The organism is Borreliella kurtenbachii (assembly GCF_030437945.2).
GTDB lineage: Bacteria > Spirochaetota > Spirochaetia > Borreliales > Borreliaceae > Borreliella > Borreliella carolinensis.
Genome location: NZ_CP124058.1, coordinates 772,091 through 789,520 on the forward strand (window position 1 = coordinate 772,091; position 17,430 = coordinate 789,520).

At 28.4% G+C, this 17,430-nt stretch carries 14 protein-coding genes and 2 tRNA genes; 8 read left to right on the plus strand and 8 right to left on the minus strand.

The genetic code is table 11. The features are described 5' to 3' along the window. Nucleotides 1–167: 167 nt before the first annotated feature. Nucleotides 168–953 (plus strand): c-di-GMP-binding receptor PlzA, encoded by a 786-nt coding sequence (plzA, locus tag QIA22_RS04260; RefSeq protein ID WP_301612025.1) that lies wholly within the window; start codon nt 168–170, stop codon nt 951–953. A gap of 126 nt (nt 954–1,079) precedes the next feature. Here the strand turns inward: plzA and QIA22_RS04265 are convergent, their stop codons facing one another. Further along, entirely contained in the window at nt 1,080–2,093 is a 1,014-nt protein-coding gene (locus QIA22_RS04265) for an L-threonylcarbamoyladenylate synthase (protein WP_301612026.1), read from the minus strand. 105 nt (nt 2,094–2,198) lie between these two features. On the opposite strand from QIA22_RS04265, the gene QIA22_RS04270 reads away from it, so the two are divergent. The 3 genes from QIA22_RS04270 to valS all read left to right on the plus strand — a co-directional run bounded on the left by QIA22_RS04270 (nt 2,199) and on the right by valS (nt 6,845). Continuing rightward, nucleotides 2,199–2,984: a septal ring lytic transglycosylase RlpA family protein gene (locus tag QIA22_RS04270; RefSeq protein WP_301612027.1), complete on the plus strand. Its 786-nt coding sequence runs from the start codon at nt 2,199–2,201 to the stop codon at nt 2,982–2,984. Nucleotides 2,985–3,220: 236 nt separating this feature from the next. Next, nucleotides 3,221–4,213 (plus strand): tRNA dihydrouridine synthase, encoded by a 993-nt coding sequence (locus tag QIA22_RS04275; RefSeq protein ID WP_301612029.1) that lies wholly within the window; start codon nt 3,221–3,223, stop codon nt 4,211–4,213. Nucleotides 4,214–4,217: 4 nt separating this feature from the next. Next, nucleotides 4,218–6,845, plus strand: coding sequence for a valine--tRNA ligase (gene valS / locus QIA22_RS04280; RefSeq protein ID WP_301612031.1), 2,628 nt, complete (start codon nt 4,218–4,220; stop codon nt 6,843–6,845). Between the two features lie 82 nt (nt 6,846–6,927). Here the strand turns inward: valS and QIA22_RS04285 are convergent, their stop codons facing one another. The 3 genes from QIA22_RS04285 to groES all read right to left on the minus strand — a co-directional run bounded on the left by QIA22_RS04285 (nt 6,928) and on the right by groES (nt 8,869). Further along, nucleotides 6,928–7,524 (minus strand): hypothetical protein, encoded by a 597-nt coding sequence (locus tag QIA22_RS04285; RefSeq protein WP_301612033.1) that lies wholly within the window; start codon nt 7,522–7,524, stop codon nt 6,928–6,930. A gap of 80 nt (nt 7,525–7,604) precedes the next feature. Next, nucleotides 7,605–8,282 (minus strand): tRNA (5-methylaminomethyl-2-thiouridine)(34)-methyltransferase MnmC2, encoded by a 678-nt coding sequence (gene mnmC2, locus QIA22_RS04290; protein WP_301612034.1) that lies wholly within the window; start codon nt 8,280–8,282, stop codon nt 7,605–7,607. Between the two features lie 314 nt (nt 8,283–8,596). Next, on the minus strand, nt 8,597–8,869 hold the full coding sequence (gene groES, locus QIA22_RS04295) for a co-chaperone GroES (protein ID WP_006433722.1): 273 nt from the start codon (nt 8,867–8,869) through the stop codon (nt 8,597–8,599). A gap of 143 nt (nt 8,870–9,012) precedes the next feature. On the opposite strand from groES, the gene QIA22_RS04300 reads away from it, so the two are divergent. The 3 genes from QIA22_RS04300 (at nt 9,013) to QIA22_RS04310 (ending at nt 14,607) form a co-directional block, all read left to right on the plus strand. Next, nucleotides 9,013–10,644 (plus strand): ABC-F family ATP-binding cassette domain-containing protein, encoded by a 1,632-nt coding sequence (locus tag QIA22_RS04300; protein ID WP_301612037.1) that lies wholly within the window; start codon nt 9,013–9,015, stop codon nt 10,642–10,644. A 35-nt stretch (nt 10,645–10,679) separates the two neighbouring features. Continuing rightward, a complete protein-coding gene (locus tag QIA22_RS04305; protein WP_301612039.1) occupies nt 10,680–12,377 on the plus strand; it encodes a PQQ-binding-like beta-propeller repeat protein in 1,698 nt (565 codons plus the stop codon). 103 nt (nt 12,378–12,480) lie between these two features. Continuing rightward, entirely contained in the window at nt 12,481–14,607 is a 2,127-nt protein-coding gene (locus QIA22_RS04310) for a P83/100 family protein (RefSeq protein WP_301612041.1), read from the plus strand. 83 nt (nt 14,608–14,690) lie between these two features. Here QIA22_RS04310 and QIA22_RS04315 read toward each other — a convergent pair. Together QIA22_RS04315 and QIA22_RS04320 are read right to left on the minus strand one after the other, a co-directional pair. Next, a tRNA-Pro gene (locus tag QIA22_RS04315) sits at nt 14,691–14,763 on the minus strand. 7 nt (nt 14,764–14,770) lie between these two features. Further along, a tRNA-Arg gene (locus tag QIA22_RS04320) sits at nt 14,771–14,844 on the minus strand. A gap of 100 nt (nt 14,845–14,944) precedes the next feature. Between QIA22_RS04320 and QIA22_RS04325 the strand changes: the two genes are divergently transcribed. Further along, on the plus strand, nt 14,945–15,580 hold the full coding sequence (locus tag QIA22_RS04325; protein ID WP_301612042.1) for an endonuclease III domain-containing protein: 636 nt from the start codon (nt 14,945–14,947) through the stop codon (nt 15,578–15,580). An 8-nt stretch (nt 15,581–15,588) separates the two neighbouring features. Here the strand turns inward: QIA22_RS04325 and QIA22_RS04330 are convergent, their stop codons facing one another. Next, the gene (locus QIA22_RS04330; RefSeq protein ID WP_301612043.1) at nt 15,589–16,449 is read right to left on the minus strand and encodes an ABC transporter permease subunit; all 861 of its coding nucleotides are present in this window, start codon (nt 16,447–16,449) and stop codon (nt 15,589–15,591) included. Continuing rightward, nucleotides 16,449–17,429 carry an ABC transporter permease subunit gene (locus QIA22_RS04335; RefSeq protein ID WP_301612044.1) on the minus strand — a complete coding sequence of 327 codons (981 nt, stop codon included), beginning with the start codon at nt 17,427–17,429 and terminating at the stop codon, nt 16,449–16,451. The genes QIA22_RS04330 and QIA22_RS04335 overlap by 1 nt, the downstream gene beginning before the upstream one ends. Nucleotide 17,430 lies beyond the last annotated feature (1 nt).

Below are 17,430 nucleotides of genomic sequence, written 5' to 3' on the forward strand. Positions count from 1 at the left end.
TGTGGGTGATGGTATGTTTTTGATTTTAAAAGTAGATTTATTGATTGTTGATCAAGTGTGCTTACAGCTTAATTGTTTTGAACTTTTTTATTGGTGTAAAACTGTTTAAAACAGTTTTAAGCTTTATTTAGTATTTTTATATTCAAAAAAGGAGAAAGGAGAGGTTTATGCTTTTATCTAGAAAAATAAGAGATTATGGGGCTAAGTATAGGGGTAAAGAGATTAAAATGAGCACAGAGATAAATAGTTTTTTAAATCTTCGCAATACTATTGAAATGAGAATAGGCTCTTATACTGTTTTTGGAGTAATTTATTCTATTTCTATGGATTCTCTTAAGCTTATTTTTCAAGAAGATACCGTATTGCCTGCTTTGGCTAAAAATAAAAATTTAGGTTCTATTCAACTTAAGAAAAATTCAGATTCCAAGAGTAGTGCGGCTTTTTTTCCCTTTTTGTCTGTAAAATTATTGAGTGCTTCTGCTTATTCTTCTCTGAATAAAGAATATAATTTATTAACATTAGAGTTTTTATCTCCTGTGCCAGAAGAGATTGCTATTAAAGTTGGAAAGCTTCTTGATTTAAAACTTGGGCAAAATCAGAGAATCCATGAGAGGATTATTATCGATAAAGATTCTATTAGAAAACTAAAAATTGATTCTGATAAAGCTTATATCAAGTTTAATGGGGTAAAACATAAATGCTTAATAAAAGATTTATCTTATGGGGGTGCTTTAGTAATTTCTTCTTTTGATTATGGAGATGTCGAGGAAGATGCAATTGATTTGATTTTTAGTTTTGAATTTATGGATGAAGAAATTTTTATTGAAGGTAAGTCAAAAAGCTTAAGCGTTATTCAGACGCCCAGTGGAAAGGTTTTTGCGCTTGGTATTGCTTTTGATGAAGACAAAATACCACTTGAATATACTATGCTAATCCATGATTATTTCAATTAATTAAAAGATTGAAATTTTTCTTATGTGATTGTGCGAAAATTTATTTATAATACTTAGTTTAAGTCTTATTGGTTTTGTTAAGCTTATATTTATTGCTTTTTGAATTTTTAAAATAACAATTTGGCATTATTTTTTGTTAATAAATCTATTTGAACTGGCTTTTTTGATTCTATTGTTTATTGAGTATCCAAGTTCTTCGTCTTTTAAGAATTCACTAAGTATTTGTTTGTAGTTGTTTTCAGAATTTACAAGCTCTTTGTAAAGATTTTGTGCGTATTCTTCAAGAGTGTTAAACACTGTAATATTTTTTTTATCCCACAAAAAATTAAATAAATAGGATTTTAGAGTAGCTTTTGTGATAAGTATTTTTGTATCTTTGTTTAAATATCTTCTTATGTTATCTTGACTTTTAAATAAATAGACGGGAATTTTTGGCTTGTAATGTTCTATTATGTTTCCGGGTGATTTTTCTAGTTCTATTTTTGTTTCTGCGTAATTTACTGTATATTTTCCTTGAAGTTCATTTTCTATCATTTTTTTTGTTATTGCACCCGGTCTTAATATCAGTACGTTATCTTTTAGGTCAAATCCAATTACAGTTGATTCTATTCCAATATTAAATTCTTTGCTCTCTTCTGTTTTTATTATTCCCTTTACAAGTCCATTTAATTCTTTTAAGGCCATTTCAAAATTTGTTGAACTGGGTCTTTTTGATATATTTGCAGACGGTGCTACTATGGGGACTTTAGATGCTTTTATTAAGCGCAAAGCTGTTTTATTTGCAGGAATTCTTATTGCCACTGTGTCTAGGTTTCCACTTACAAATCTAGATATTTTTATTGATTTTTTAAGAACATAAGTTAAAGGGCCCGGACTAAACTTTTTGATTAGCATGAGAGCACTTTTGGGAATATATTCTGATAATTCTTTTATTTTTTTTACTGTATCAACGTGTACTATTAAAGGATTGTTAATAGGCCGTTTTTTTACTAAAAAAATCATTTTTACAGCATCTTCATTGTAAGCATTTGCGCCAATTCCGTAAACTGTTTCTGTTGGGAATACAACAAGTTCTCCCATTTCGATAAGTTTTGCTGCTTTTTGTATTTGGCTGTTGCTGATTATTTCTGTTAATATCATTTTTAGACTTTTTTCTTTTTATAATTAAATCAAAAAAAATGTAAATAAGCAATTTTGCAAGCTTAATTGTTTGTTGAAATATGTTTTTATATTATAATAAACATTATGAGAAATTTAATTGATGTCATCTTAAGAGATAATAAAAACTTTGTTTTTCTCTTTGTATTTTTTTTTATTGCTTCTCATTTAAATTCTGCCACAGTAGGCCTTGCTTCATGGTATGGTGAAGCTTTTCACGGTAAAATTACTGCTAATGGCGAAAAATTTGATATGATGGCGCTTACTGCGGCTCACAAAGAATTGCCTTTTAATACTACTGTAAGGGTTACAAATCTTTTAAATAATAGATCGGTTGTTGTAAGAATTAATGATAGAGGTCCTTTTAGGAAAGATAGAATAATCGATTTGTCAAAAAATGCTGCTGAGAAGCTTGATTTTTTGGGAATAGGAGTTGCTCCTGTAAAAATTGAAGTAATTAGTGCAAATGAAAAAAGACCTTCTGTATCAAAATCTAGTGACTTTAAAAAAATATTTAATACTCCTGAGATTGAAGAAGAAAGAAAAACCAAGCAATCAGAAGAAAATATTTCTGTTGAAAATAAATCTTCAGATTTATTAGCAGATCGCTCAGTTTCTGCTGACAAAGAAGTAGATTTTTACATACAAGTTGGATCTTATAGAAAAAAAGATTATGCTGATAGGGCTTATCGAATATTAAAAAAAGCGGGTCTTTTTGTTGTAGTAAATTCTCATGGGCCGTTTTATACTGTTTTTATCCCTACTAATGCTGATGATGTTCAAAAAAATGTAGAGCTTATTAAATCTGCTGGATATAAAGATACTTTAATAAGAAAAACCAAGGTTCCAGGCGAGAGCCTTGTTATGGATTGATTTTTTAAATTATTTTTTTATTAAAATTATTTGTTGACTTTTAAAAAATTTATGATTATGTCCTTTATTTGCCGGTCTTTTTTGGGTGTTTTTTTATTTTAAAAATTGCAGTATTTTTTTTAGAAATTCAAATTTATTAAGCGGCTGTTTTACTTTGCTTGAAATTGTATTTTATTATTATATATTTTATTATTATATATTTTATTATTATATATTTTATTATTATATATTTTATTATGAAGTTTTTATTTGATATTTCTCTTCCAATTATGATTTTGGCCCCAATGGAGGACGTTACCGATACTGTTTTTAGAAATTTAATTCATTTAATAGGATCTGAAGAAGGAGAGCCCCACATTTATTTTACCGAATTTATTTCTACAAAAGGAATTTTAAATGGATCAAAACAATCTATTCAACATGTTTTTTTAAAACCCAATGAACTTAATAGACCTTTAATTGCTCAAATTTGGGGCAATGTTCCTGAGCAATTTTACAGAGCAATAGAAATATTAGGAGGTATGGGGTTTTGGGGAATTGATATTAATATGGGTTGTCCTAAGAGTAAAATAATTAAAAAAGGAGTTTGTTCAGCTTTAATTAATAATAAATCTTTAGCTAAAGAGATAATTCTTGCAAGCAAAGAAGCTTGTGCTAGATTTAATTTGCCTCTTAGTGTTAAGACCAGGCATGGATTTTCATATCCAGAAGTTGATGATTGGTTGGGATTTTTATTAGGCCTTAAAATTGATATGTTAACGGTTTATCCAAGACTTGCTGTTAATCAGAGCAAAGGTCCTGTTAATTTTGATATTTTTTATAAACTTGTTAAATTGCGAAATAGTCTTAGTCCTTCTACTCTTATTATTGGCAATGGAGATGTTTTGAGTCTCAAGGATGCTAGATATTATGTTGACAAATATTTAATTGATGGGATTATGTTTGGTCGTGGAATTTTTGAGAATTTAAATTTATTTAAGCCCTCTTCGAAACACTTTTTAGATAGTAATTTAAATTTTAGGTTAAATATATTAAAATTCCATATAAAGGACTTCCATGCTACTTGGGGACTTGAAAAAGATTTTAATAAACTTAAAAAATATTTTAAAATATATTTTACTGAGCAGGAAAGACAGAGTAAATATTTCTCAAATCTTATAAATTCAAAAACTTATGAAGAGCTTTTTGAAAATTTAAAAGTTGTTGAGGAGATGGCAGGAGATTTTTAAAACGATGAATTGTAGACCTCTTGAAAAATATGATCCTAAGGCATTTGAAGATGAAATTTACACCAAGTGGCTTAAAAATAATGTTTTTTTACCAGATAGTTCTTTATTTGAAAAATTTAGCATGGTTGCGCCTCCTCCTAATGTCACTGGCGTGCTGCACATGGGGCATGCTCTTAATTTTGTTTTGCAAGATATTCTTGTAAGGTATAAAAGAATGAAAAGACACAATACTTTGTGGCTTTTTGGCACAGATCACGCAGGAATAGCAACTCAGGCTGTTTTTGAAAGACATCTTAAAAAGATTGGTAAAAGCAAGGATGATTTTGAAAGAGAAGAGCTTGTTAGAGAAATTTTTAAATTAAAAGATAGGCATAGGGGTATAATTGTTAATCAGATAAACAAACTTGGAGCGTCTTATGATCACTCAAGAGAAAGGTTTACTCTTGATGAGAGTCTTTGTAAGGCTGTTAACAAAGTTTTTAAGGACCTATATTCTAAAGGTTTGATTTATAGGGGGGAGTATCTTGTTAATCTTGATCCTGGATCTGGGAGTGTTGTTAGCGATGAAGAGATTGAATACAAAGAAGTTGATGGTAAACTTTATTTTGTTAAGTATTTTATTGACGACTCTTCTTTTATTGAGATTGCAACAACTAGGCCTGAGACAATGTTTGGGGATGCTGCTATTGCTGTTAATCCTAATGATGAGAGATATAAGTCTTTAGTTGGCAAAGAAGTTACAATTCCTTTGACAACTAAAAAGATAAAAATTATTGCAGATTTTTATGTTGACAGCACTTTTGGTACTGGGGCTTTAAAAGTTACCCCTGCGCATGATCCTAATGATTTTGAAATTTCAAAAAGGCACAATATTCCTAAAGTCAATATTTTAACTCAAGATGGAAAACTTAATAAAAATGTTCCTTTGCAATATCAAGGATTAAGCGTGAAGGAGGCAAGATTTAAAATTGAGACAGAATTAATGGAAAAAGGTTTTTTGCAAGATGTTAAGAAGCATAGACAACAGGTTGGGCATTGTTATAGGTCAGGTGAGGTTGTTGAGCCTTATTTGTCTACTCAGTGGTTTGTAAGAATGAAGCCTTTAGCAGACAAAGCTTTAAAGGCTTTAGAGAGTGGAGATTTAAGATTTTACCCTAAAAAGTGGGAAAATACATATAAATATTGGTTGTCAAATATTAGAGATTGGTGCATATCAAGACAGCTTGTTTGGGGACATAGAATACCTGTTTGGTACAATGTTGATACATCTGAACTTATTGTTAGTGATACTGATCCTTCTTTGGAGGAAAAGAATGTGGGGAAGAGGTTTGTTCAAGATCCAGATGTCCTTGATACTTGGTTTTCTTCTTGGTTATGGCCTTTTTCTTCGCTTGGATGGCCCAATGCTACTCTTGATTTTAAAAATTATTATCCAACAAATACCCTAATAACAGCTTACGATATAATATTTTTTTGGGTTGCAAGAATGGTGATGGCAGGATTAGAATTTACAGGGCAAATTCCTTTCAAAGATGTTTATATCACACCTCTTTTGCGTGACAAACAAGGCAAAAAAATGTCAAAGTCCTTGGGTAATGGAATAGATCCTCTTGATATTATTCATGAGTATGGAAGTGATTCTTTGCGGTTTACTTTATCCTTTTTATCTGTTCAGGGTCAAGATTTAAATATTGATGCTAAAGATTTTATGTTTGGAGCTAAGTTTGCAAACAAAGTTTTTAATGCTTCTAAATTTATTCTTTTAAATTTAAAAAATAGAGAAATATTAAATGATTTGAAATTTAACGACATTGATAAATGGTTGCTTACAAGCTTAAATTCGACTATTCTTGGCGTAGAGTTTTCTTTTGCAAATTATAAATACAATGAAGCTTCAAAATTTGTTTATGAGTTTTTTTGGAATGATTTTTGTGATTGGTATATTGAAATTAGCAAAATTGATTTAAATAGCAAAAATATTGACATTCAAAATATGGCTATATCTAAGTTGCTATTTTTTCTTAAGAAAGCATTGTTAATTTTACATCCGTTTATTCCTTTTGTTACAGAAAAAATTTATTCTGAATTTTCAGAAAAGGGAGATATTTTAGCCTTAAATGAATATCCAGGTTTTGATATTGCTAATAATTTTCAAGAAGAATTTGAAAGTTTTAAAGTATTGAAAACTTTCATTATAGCTATTAGAACACTTAAGAGCGAATTTAATATCCCTGCCAGCATTGAAATTGATGTTGCTTTGAAGTTTGATGCTGATTTTAAATATGAGGAATATTTTAAGACTAATCAAAACATTGTAAAAAGAATGATTAATTTTAAAAATATATTTTACAATGAAAATTATTATGGTATGCTTGGTGTAGCTGCAGTTGGTTTTGAAATTTATGCAGATGTTAAGTCATTGATAGATAAAGCTAAAGAGTTGATAAGGCTTGAAAAGCAGCTTGAAAAATATAAAATGCTCAATATTTCTGTTTCAAAGAAACTTGAAAATAAAAATTTTTTAATGAATGCTCCTAAGGAAATTATTGAATCTGAAAAATTGAAATTTATAGAATTTTCTTCTTTAATTAATAAAATAAATAGTTATATTATTAATTTAAAAAATTTATAAAAAAGTTAAAAATTATTATACAATGAAATTGGTTATGATCAACTTTTCAGCAAAATGCTATTATAAATAGCATTTTAAATCTTTAATTATCATTTAATATTTGAGGAGATAAAAAGTTTGAATCTTGTAGTTTCATGAAGCTGTTTATTATTGTTGATACATCTTCTTCTTTAATGTAAATTGATGGAAAAGTTTTTCTTTGGTCAAAGATAAACTCGAAATCAAGAATTAAATAAATTTGATTACTTTTTCGAGTTACGCTTAGCTTTAATTCAAAATCATCATCGTCTTTGTATCGTTTATAGGGATTTTCTTTGATCATTTTTGTTTCTAATAATATGATTTCATTTTCTTTAATGTTTTTTGGTCTGCTATCAAACAAGCTTAAACTTTTAATTATATTACTAGTATTTAAAAGATTAAAAAAGCTGAAATTTCTTCTATATCCGCTTTCTTTTAGGATAAGTTTAACTTCTGAATCGTGATCTTTAATGTATGGTCCGTTATGTTCAATTTCAATAATGCCCTCAAGGCTTGCATTATTTAGAACCTCGGAATATTTTTCTTTTTTTATTAGTATATCTTTTATAAAGAACAAATCTTTAATTGTTTCTTTTGCAAAAACATAATTATTAGATATTAAAAAGATTAAGGCTATAACAAATATTTTTCTTGTCATTAAAATTCTCCTTGTGTCATTTGATAGTATATCATATTTGTTTGAATTGTTTTTTAAAGGCTTATATTGAAATTGAATTTTTAATTTTTTTGAGCTTTTATCATATGTCTTTTATTTCCAAATCCTTTTTCTATGTAAATATATTTGAAATTAGCAAGTTTTAAACCATCTTTTACAATTCTTGCAGAGGAAAATGTTGAAAGCTTACATTCTGGACTGCTTTTCTCAGAAATTAAATTGAAGATTTGATTGTTCCACATTTCAGGATTCTTTTTAGGATTAAATCCATCTAAAAACCAGTATTCTACATTTTTTGGAATTTCTTTGATTTTCATTTTAGCGTCTCCAATTAAAATTTTTAAATTAACGTTTTCTGTTATTTTTAGTTTTAAATTTTTTTTTGGAATTTTAGGATAATTTTTTAACATTAACTTAAAATAATCGGTTTCTTTAACGAAGAACTTTGAAATTTGTATTAATGTTTTTTTTTCGAGTGGAAATTTTTCTATAGAATAATAATTAATTTTTGAGTTTATATTGTTTTCTTTTATGAATTTTAAAAGACATATAAAGTTTAATCCTGTTCCAAATCCCAACTCTGCTATTAAAAGATTTTCTTTTGTTTTTAATTCTAAATCTAGATTGCAGCCTTTAATAAATGTATAAAAACTCTCTTCAATTCCATACTTTGGATTGTAATAGATGTCATCGAATTTGCTTGAATATATGGTTTTTTCTTTAAAAATTGGCTTTTTCATTTTATTTTATTTTTTCAAGCTTACAAAATTTTGTAAGCTTGAAATTTTTAATTTGATTGATCAGAATAATAAGTTTTTATGTATAAATTTGTAATTTTTATTAAATATTGCAAGTTTTAAAAAAACTTTTGACTTATAAATATTTGTAAATTTTAGTAATTCTTCTTTCAAGAATACAAAACTTTCTGCCACTTCTACTTTCTCTTTAAGTTGTTGTAACTTTTTTTATTCATGCTAAAACTATAGCCTTATTTTTCAATAATTTTTATAAAATATTTTATAAAAATTAAAGCTAAGTAGCTAAACTTAGCTTTTTACTCTTCTATTATTGCAACTATTTCTTTTGCTTTTAGTATTAAATGTTCTTTATTCTCGATTTTTACAGCAGCTCCTGCATACTTTTCATAAAGCACAGTATCACCAACTTTTACAGTGATCTCTTCTTTGTTAGAACCAATAGCTACAACTGTTCCAATGTTTGTTTTTTCTTTCGCATTTTCTGGTATGTAAAGTCCTGAGATTGTTTTACTCTCAGCTTCTTTGATTTTTATTAAAACTCTATCAGCTAACGGCTTAATATTTTTCATTTCAAACATCTCCTTATGTTAATAATATTAAATATACGAAAAAATTGAGAGTTGAGTCAATATATTTATATGGTGCTTGAAAATTAAATTAATTTTCAAGATAATTTTGTTATTAGAATATTAATTTTAGGCAGGGTAATGGTTTGATAACTGTAAGTAATTTAGAAGTTGCATTTGGGGAGAGAGTTTTATTCAAAGATGTGAATATTAAATTTTCTTCTGGAAATTGTTATGGAATAATTGGTGCTAATGGGGCAGGGAAAAGCACCTTTTTAAAAGTATTAGGGGGAACGATTGAAGCTAGTAAGGGTGAAATATCTATCCCTAAAAATCAAAGAATAGCGGCTCTTGAACAAGATCAATTTGCTTATGATGCATATAAGGTTATCGATACTGTTATTATGGGGCACAAAAGACTTTATTCTGTTCAAAAAGAAAAAGAGGAAATTTACAGTAAACCTGATTTTACTGATGAGGATGGGATTAGAGCCGGAGAGCTTGAAGCAGAATTTTCAGAGCTTGGAGGATACGAGGCCGAATCTGATGCAGCGGTTCTTCTTAAAGGGCTTGGAATAGATGAGGCAATTCATAATAATTTAATGAGTGATGTTGAAGGGGCTTTAAAAGTTAGAGTTCTTTTAGCTCAAGCACTTTTTGGCGATCCTGATATATTGCTTCTTGATGAGCCTACCAATAACCTTGATTTACAATCTGTTAAATGGCTAGAAGAGTTTTTAATTAATTTTGAAAATACGGTTATTGTTGTATCTCACGATAGACATTTTTTAAATCAAGTTTGTACTCATATTGTTGACATTGATTATGGAAAGATTCAAGTATATCTTGGAAATTATGATTTTTGGTATGAAACAAGCCAAATTTTAAACAAACAGCTAAAAGATGCTAAAAAGCGATCTGAAGATAAAATTGCTGAACTTAAGACATTTATTCAAAGATTTTCTAGTAATGCATCTAAGTCTAGGCAAGCAACATCAAGGAAAAAGTTAATTGAAAAAATAAGGGTTGAAGATTTAAAACCTTCTTCAAGGAAGTTTCCTTATGTTAATTTTAAAAGCGAAAGAGAACTTGGCAAGAATGTTCTTACAATTAAAAATTTAATAAAAGAATTTGAAGGGAATTTAATTTTAAATAAATTTAGCATTATTATTGAACCTCAGCAAAAGATTGTTTTTTTAGGAAATCCCATGTTTGCAACTTTTTTGTTTGATATTATTACAAATGAAGATAGAAATTATAAAGGTCATTATGAATGGGGATCTACTGTTAATTTTTCATATTTCAATAAAGATAATGGGAAATACTTTGATTTAGATTTAAATTTGGTTGATTGGTTACGTCAGTATTCAAAAGAACAAGATGAAACTTATATTAGAGGATTTTTAGGCCGAATGCTTTTCAGTCAAGATGAGGCTTTAAAGAAGGTAAATGTTCTCTCAGGAGGAGAAAAAGTAAGATGCATGCTTGCTAAGGCTATGCTTAGTGGAGCTAATGTTTTAATACTGGACCAACCCACAAATCACTTAGATCTTGAAGCAATTACGTCTTTAAATGCCGGTCTTAAAGAGTTTAAAGGGGTTGTTCTTTTTACATCACATGATCATCAATTTATAGATACTGTTGCTAATAGAATTATCGAGTTTACTCCAAGCGGAATAATTGATCGATATATGACTTTTTCTGAGTATGTTGATGATGCTAAGATTAGGGATCTGAGAAATAATCTTTATGGCAATAATGCTGGTTTTAGGCTTTAGTAGCAGGTTTTTAGAAACCCAAAAGGTTTTTTATTTTGAGAGGTCTACTTTTCATATTTGTGTTTTCAGCTTCTTTTTCAAGGCTATATTCTGGTATTAATTTATATTTTCAAAAAGCATTAACTGGTAAAGTTGCAGGCAATCCAATTATTGATGAAAAACGTGATACCATTACGGTTTTAACAAAAGATAGATGGCTAACTACTTATACAATGTCACTTGAGAAGAAATATTCTTATAGACTAAATAGAATGCCATATTCTTTTCTTTTGAAAGATTTTGATAATGGGTATTATGTTATTACAGTTAGAAATGAAGTTCAAAAGATCAAAAGAGGAAAGCTTGTTTGGAAGTATAAGCTTGATTTTTCACCTTTGATCTCTCCTGCTATAGGAAATGATAGCATTTTAGTTCCTCTTGTTAATGAAAAGGTTGTTTCTATTGATTTAAATAGTGGGGAAAAAATGTTTGAAGTTGACATAGGCGGCAGGCCCGCTACTTCTCCTGTAGTTTTTGATAATGGAGATTTTTGTATTGCAAGTGAAAATGATGAAATATTTTTGTTTGATTCTTTGGGTAATAAGAAATGGTTTTCCAGGCTGGTTGCTTTCCCTTTTTTGTTAATGATAAATACAAAAAAAGAGATAGTTGTTGGGCATAAGTCGGGCCATATTGTTGCTTATGGGAGAGATTTTGGGGAAGTTGTTGACTCTATTAAGTTAGACTTTCCTATTAATTTTTTGTTTGAAAAGTTTAATGGTGAATATGTTGCAATTTCAAGTGTTGGGATGTTTTTTAATTTGAATAGAAACTTCAAGCTTAAATTCAAAAAAAAAATGAAATTTGAGATTGAGAAAGCTGTTCTTTATAATAATAGAAATCTTTTAATTTCAACAAAATCAAATGGAATTTTGTCTTTTGAAGAAGATTTTAATATATCTTTTTCAGATGCTAAACTTAAGGGCTTGTCAGGACTTAGTGCTAATTCAGGTATTATTGTCTTAGGGGGAGGTGATTGGGTTCTTAGTACTTATTATTACGAATACGAGAAAGAGCTTGATGTTAGTGTTTGGAACCATTTTAAAGGTAATAAATATAATCAAGGCAGAATAGATTTAAAAGAAAAACGTTTTGTAGATTATGATAAAAATTATTTACTTCTTGAGGAGATCCTTAATTCTAATTATAGTGATGTTGCTTATAATAAATTTTTAGAGATTTTGGATTTTCTTGCATCTGAACATGGAAATTTTCCCACAAAATATTTAAATTTATATGAAAAAGCTTTTAATGTGTGGCTTTTGTCAGAAAAGAAGTTTGATAGAATTGCTTCAAGAGGCAAGCTTTATAGGTATTTTACATATGTTAATGATGAGGCTTCAATTAAGAGTTTTATTAATTTGGCAATTAGAGAGAGAGATATTAATAATATAATTACCATAGTGCAAACTATTACTAAATTTGAAAGTTATTATGGGCAAGATTGTATTATATATAATTACATCCAAAATATAGTGTTAAATTATCAAGGCAACTTAGAAATAGCTTATTCTGTGATTTTAAATTTGAGAAATATAATTTTAAATTCAACAGCCGAACTTCTTAGCCTTTGTAAGCATAAGTATATAAAGTTATTAATGTTTATGAAGCGTCAAAATTTTTCTGAAAATATTAACAAGTACATTAATGAAATTATTTCAAGCATTCAAGATATTTCAAGCATGCAAGATTGAATTAGCTGTTTTGCATATAAATCCGATTGTGTTAAAATTAGGTTTAAATTGGTGAATTTAGTTGGTAAGGTAGATTATAATTAAATATAGGAGAATTTCTTTTATGAAAAAAATGTTACTAATCTTTAGTTTTTTTCTTATTTTTTTGAATGGATTTCCTCTTAATGCAAGGAAAGTTGATAAGGAAAAATTAAAGGATTTTGTTAATATGGATCTTGAGTTTGTAAATTATAAAGGTCCTTATGATTCTACAAATACGTATGAACAAATAGTGGGTATTGGGGAGTTTTTAGCAAGACCGCTGACCAATTCCAATAGCAACTCAAGTTATTATGGCAAATATTTTATTAATAGATTTATTGATGATCAAGATAAAAAAGCAAGTGTTGATGTTTTTTCTATAAGCAGCAAATCAGAGCTTGACAGTATATTGAATTTAAGAAGAATTCTTACAGGGTATATAATAAAGTCTTTCGATTATGACAGGTCTAGTGCAGAATTAATTGCTAAGGTTATTACAATATATAATGCTGTTTATAGAGGAGATTTGGATTATTATAAAGGGTTTTATATTGAGCCTGCTTTGAAGTCTTTAACTAAAGAAAACGCAGGTCTTTCTAGGGTTTACAGTCAGTGGGCTGGAAAGACTCAAATATTTATTCCTCTTAAAAAGGATATTTTGTCTGGAAATATTGAATCTGACATTGATATTGACAGTTTGGTTACAGATAAGGTGATAGCAGCTCTTTTAAGCGAAAATGAAGCAGGCGTTAACTTTGCAAGAGATATTACAGATATTCAAGGCGAAACTCATAAGGCAGATCAAGATAAGATTGATACTGAATTAGACAATATCCATGAAAGCGATTCTAATATAACAGAAACTATTGAAAATTTAAGGGATCAGCTTGAAAAAGCTACAGATGAAGAGCATAAAAAAGAGATTGAAAGTCAGGTTGATGCTAAAAAGAAAGAAAAGGAAGAGCTAGATAAAAAGGCAATCAATCTTGATAAAGCTCAGCAAAAATTAGACTCTGCTGAAGATAATTTAGATGTTCAAAGAGATACTGTTAGAGAGAAAATTCAAGAGGATATTAATGAGATTAATAAGGAAAAGAATTTGCCAAAACCTGGTGATGTAAGTTCTCCTAAAGTTGATAAGCAACTGCAAATAAAAGAGAGTCTAGAAGATTTGCAGGAGCAGCTTAAAGAAGCTGGTGATGAAAATCAGAAAAGAGAAATTGAGAAGCAAATTGAAATCAAAAAAAGGGACGAAGAACTTTTAAAAAGTAAAGATGGCAAAGTAAGTAAAGATTATGAAGCATTAGATCTTGATCGAGAATTATCCAAAGCTTCTAGTAAAGAAAAAAGTAAGGTCAAGGAAGAAGAAATAACTAAAGGTAAATCACGGGCAAGCTTAGGCGATTTGAATAATGATAAAAACCTTATGTTGCCAGAAGATCAAAAATTACCTGAAGATAAAAAATTGGATAGTAAATTAGATGGTAAAAAAGAATTTAAACCAGTTTCTGAGGTTGAAAAATTAGATAAGATTTCCAAGTCTAATAACAATGAGGTTGGCAAGTTATCACCATTAGATAAGCCTTCTTATGATGATATTGATTCAAAAGAGGAGGTAGATAATAAAGCTATTAATTTGCAAAAGATCGACCCTAAAGTTAAAGACCAAACTACTTCTTTGAATGAAGATTTGGATAAAGATTTGACTACTATGTCTATAGATTCCAGCAGTCCTGTATTTCTAGAGGTTATTGATCCTATTACAAATTTAGGAACCCTGCAGCTTATTGATTTAAATACTGGGGTTAGGCTTAAGGAAAGCACTCAGCAAGGCATTCAGCGGTATGGAATTTATGAACGTGAAAAAGATTTGGTTGTTATTAAAATGGATTCAGGAAAGGCTAAGCTTCAAATACTTAATAAGCTTGAAAATTTGAAAGTGGTATCAGAGTCTAATTTTGAGATCAATAAAAATTCATCTCTTTATGTTGACTCTAAAATGATTTTGGCAGCTGTTAGAGATAAGGATGATAGCAATGCTTGGAGATTGGCTAAATTTTCTCCTAAAAATTTGGATGAGTTTATTCTTTCAGAGAATAAAATTTTGCCTTTTACTAGCTTTTCTGTGAGAAAAAATTTTATTTATTTGCAAGATGAGCTTAAAAATCTAGTTATTTTAGATTTAAATACTTTGAAGAAAGTTAAATAATTTTACAGTTTGATTAAATTTGTGTAAATTGTTAAAAAACTAAGAAGCTAAAAACAGAAGTTTTTAGCTTCTTTAACATTTTTTCGGGATGGTGGGATTCGAACTCACGATCCCCTGCTCCCAAAGCAGGTGCCTTAGCCACTAGGCCACATCCCGAATAAAGCGCACCAATTAGGACTCGAACCTAAAACCTACAGATTAGAAGTCTGTTGCTCTATCCAATTGAGCTATTGGTGCATCTTAAATTCTAATGATGAGTATATCATTTTGAAAAATCCTTGTCAATAAAGTCTAAATACCTTTACTTTGCATATTTTTTATTTTTGTTTTGTGTATAATGTTTTATAATTTTTTTATGATTAATCTTGATTTGATTGTTGATGAAACTTTGTTAAGATATCCTAATGTTAAACCTTTTTTAAATTATAAAAACAATTATGAACTTTTAATAATGGTTATTTTAAGTGCAAGAACAACAGATAATTTGGTAAATAAAATTTCTCCAGACCTTTTTAAAAGGTACGAGAATTTTGAAAGTTTATCAAGAGCAAATGTGAGAGATGTTGAAAAATTAATTTATAAGACTGGTTTTTATTCAAGGAAAGCTAAAAATATTATAAATTGCTCTATTGATATTTTAGAAAAATTTAATGGTGTTATTCCAAATAATATTTTTGATCTTGTTAAGCTGCCTGGAGTAGGTCGAAAAACAGCAAATGTTATTCTTGGGTCTGTTTACAATAAGCCTGCAATTATTGTAGATACTCATTTTAGTAGAGTTGTTACAAGACATGCTCTTTCTTTGGAAAATTCTCCTATTAAGATTGAGTTGGATCTAAAAAGAAGAATAAAGCCTTGTAAGCAGTATAGATTTTCTATGGCTATCAATAAGCATGCAAGAGAAATTTGTACTTCTAGGAGTGTAAGTTGTGATAGTTGTTTTTTAGAAAAATTTGCCCCAAGAGTTTGTTAATTTTTTATTTAAGATGATATTAAATGTTTCATTTTTTTTCTCAGCTGAAAATTTATCATTGCTAGTATTATGTTAATGCCTATTAATATGATTAAGGGATTAATCCATATCCATAGATATTCATTGCCCATTTGCATATAGTTTAGTAGTTCTCCAAGACTGGGATATAGATTTTTGTCTTGTTTTTGCAAAAAGCTTACTACTTCAAAAGTAGTAAGACTTCTTCCCATTTGTAGTGGGATTATAGATGATATTGATGAGAATACTTCTGGAAAAATATGATTCAATATTATTCTAATTTTGCTTGCTCCCATAGCTTCACTGGCTTTAACATAATCTAAATTTTTTATTATTAATGTATTGTTTCTTGCAATAAAAGCAAATCTAATCCATCCATGAATCAAGGCCAATAGTGTTGCTGCTTGAAGCATATTGTAAGTTTTTTGTTTTAAAAAGTAATAAAAAACCAGAGACACAATGTAAAAAAAAGGTAACGTTTGCAATGTTTCGATTGGTTTTGAAATTAGCATGCTAATTTCAAAACTAAACATGCCAATTATTGTCCCAATAAAGATTCCAATTATTGCAGAAATTGTTGCGTAGCTTAGTGAAAGTAGAATAGAGTTTCTGGTTGCAAGTATTAGTCTTGCCATAATATCTCTTCCCATTTTGTCGATTCCTAGTGGGTTGCCTTTTGTGGGTGGCATAGGTATGTTTTTAATAGGTTTTAAATAAACTTTATTTGGATCTTTTTTATAGATTGCAATTTTTGAATTTTCATTAACCAGTGATGGAGTAATAATTAGCAATACAATAAATATTGTAAAGAGTGCGATATAAATTTTTTTTATTATTGTATCTGGTTTCATTAGCTTAGAGTGTCCTTATATGGGTTGATTTTGTAAATTAGAATATCTGTTATTATATTTGGAATGAGCATAATGAAAACTCCAATAAAAATCAAATCTTTAGAAATAGCGTAATCATTGAATTTCAAAGCATTTAAATATAATGCTCCGATTCCATCAATTTCAAACATTGATTCAATCATTGATGCTCCAAAAAAAGCGGTTGTAAGAATAGGTCTCATGTTCGTGAGCAGCGGTGTTATTGATGGAATTAACGCATGTTTTAAGATTATTTGTAATTTATTTATTCCTCTTGATTTTGCGGCTTTTATGTAAAATTCTGATAAAGTTTTATCAAGAGATTGTTTAAAAATTACAGAATTAAATATGAAGAATGAAAAAAACCATGCAAATCCACCTATTATTAAATTTTTTGGATTTAAATTAAGGTAATATATTAAAGACAATATTAAAAATACTGTTAAGTTTCTTGGCATGGAGTGGAGTAATAACATTAAATATTCTAGAATATTATTTATTAGGTTGTTTTTTATGTAAATTTTCCAAATTATAATAAGGACTATTGCTGCAATATAAGAGAGCAAGGCGCCCGGAATTGAGACTTTTAAAGTATTGAATATTTTTTGAAAAATTATTTTAGTAGTTGGCTTTCCTTTACTTAGCAAAGAATATCGATGCTTACCCCACAGTATTCCTTGATTTTTTGTTTTGTATATTATATATGAATTGCCGGCTATATGTTTTAAAAAGCAATCTTTTTCTAATTTTGATTTAGGATTAAGGTTATGTATCAGGGAGTATCTTTCTATACTTTTATATATTCCAATATATTGTAAGTAATTTTTTAGGATATTTGTTTTAACAAAAGGATTATACTGGGGTTCATTTGAAAAAAAATTTACTAAGGATACGCAAAAAAATGATGCAAAAATTAAATTAATTAATAAATATATTATATTTTTAAAAATAAATATTTTCAAT

Excerpts from the sequence above, each read along its gene's own strand:
- QIA22_RS04310 (WP_301612041.1), top strand. The coding sequence starts at position 12,481 with ATGAAAAAAATGTTACTAATCTTTAGTTTTTTTCTTATTTTTTTGAAT.
- QIA22_RS04270 (WP_301612027.1), top strand. The coding sequence starts at position 2,199 with ATGAGAAATTTAATTGATGTCATCTTAAGAGATAATAAAAACTTTGTT.
- QIA22_RS04275 (WP_301612029.1), top strand. The coding sequence starts at position 3,221 with ATGAAGTTTTTATTTGATATTTCTCTTCCAATTATGATTTTGGCCCCA.
- QIA22_RS04285 (WP_301612033.1), bottom strand. The coding sequence starts at position 7,524 with ATGACAAGAAAAATATTTGTTATAGCCTTAATCTTTTTAATATCTAAT.
- valS (WP_301612031.1), top strand. The coding sequence starts at position 4,218 with ATGAATTGTAGACCTCTTGAAAAATATGATCCTAAGGCATTTGAAGAT.
- QIA22_RS04330 (WP_301612043.1), bottom strand. The coding sequence starts at position 16,449 with ATGAAACCAGATACAATAATAAAAAAAATTTATATCGCACTCTTTACA.
- QIA22_RS04265 (WP_301612026.1), bottom strand. The coding sequence starts at position 2,093 with ATGATATTAACAGAAATAATCAGCAACAGCCAAATACAAAAAGCAGCA.
- plzA (WP_301612025.1), top strand. The coding sequence starts at position 168 with ATGCTTTTATCTAGAAAAATAAGAGATTATGGGGCTAAGTATAGGGGT.
- groES (WP_006433722.1), bottom strand. The coding sequence starts at position 8,869 with ATGAAAAATATTAAGCCGTTAGCTGATAGAGTTTTAATAAAAATCAAA.
- QIA22_RS04325 (WP_301612042.1), top strand. The coding sequence starts at position 14,945 with ATGTTTTATAATTTTTTTATGATTAATCTTGATTTGATTGTTGATGAA.
- mnmC2 (WP_301612034.1), bottom strand. The coding sequence starts at position 8,282 with ATGAAAAAGCCAATTTTTAAAGAAAAAACCATATATTCAAGCAAATTC.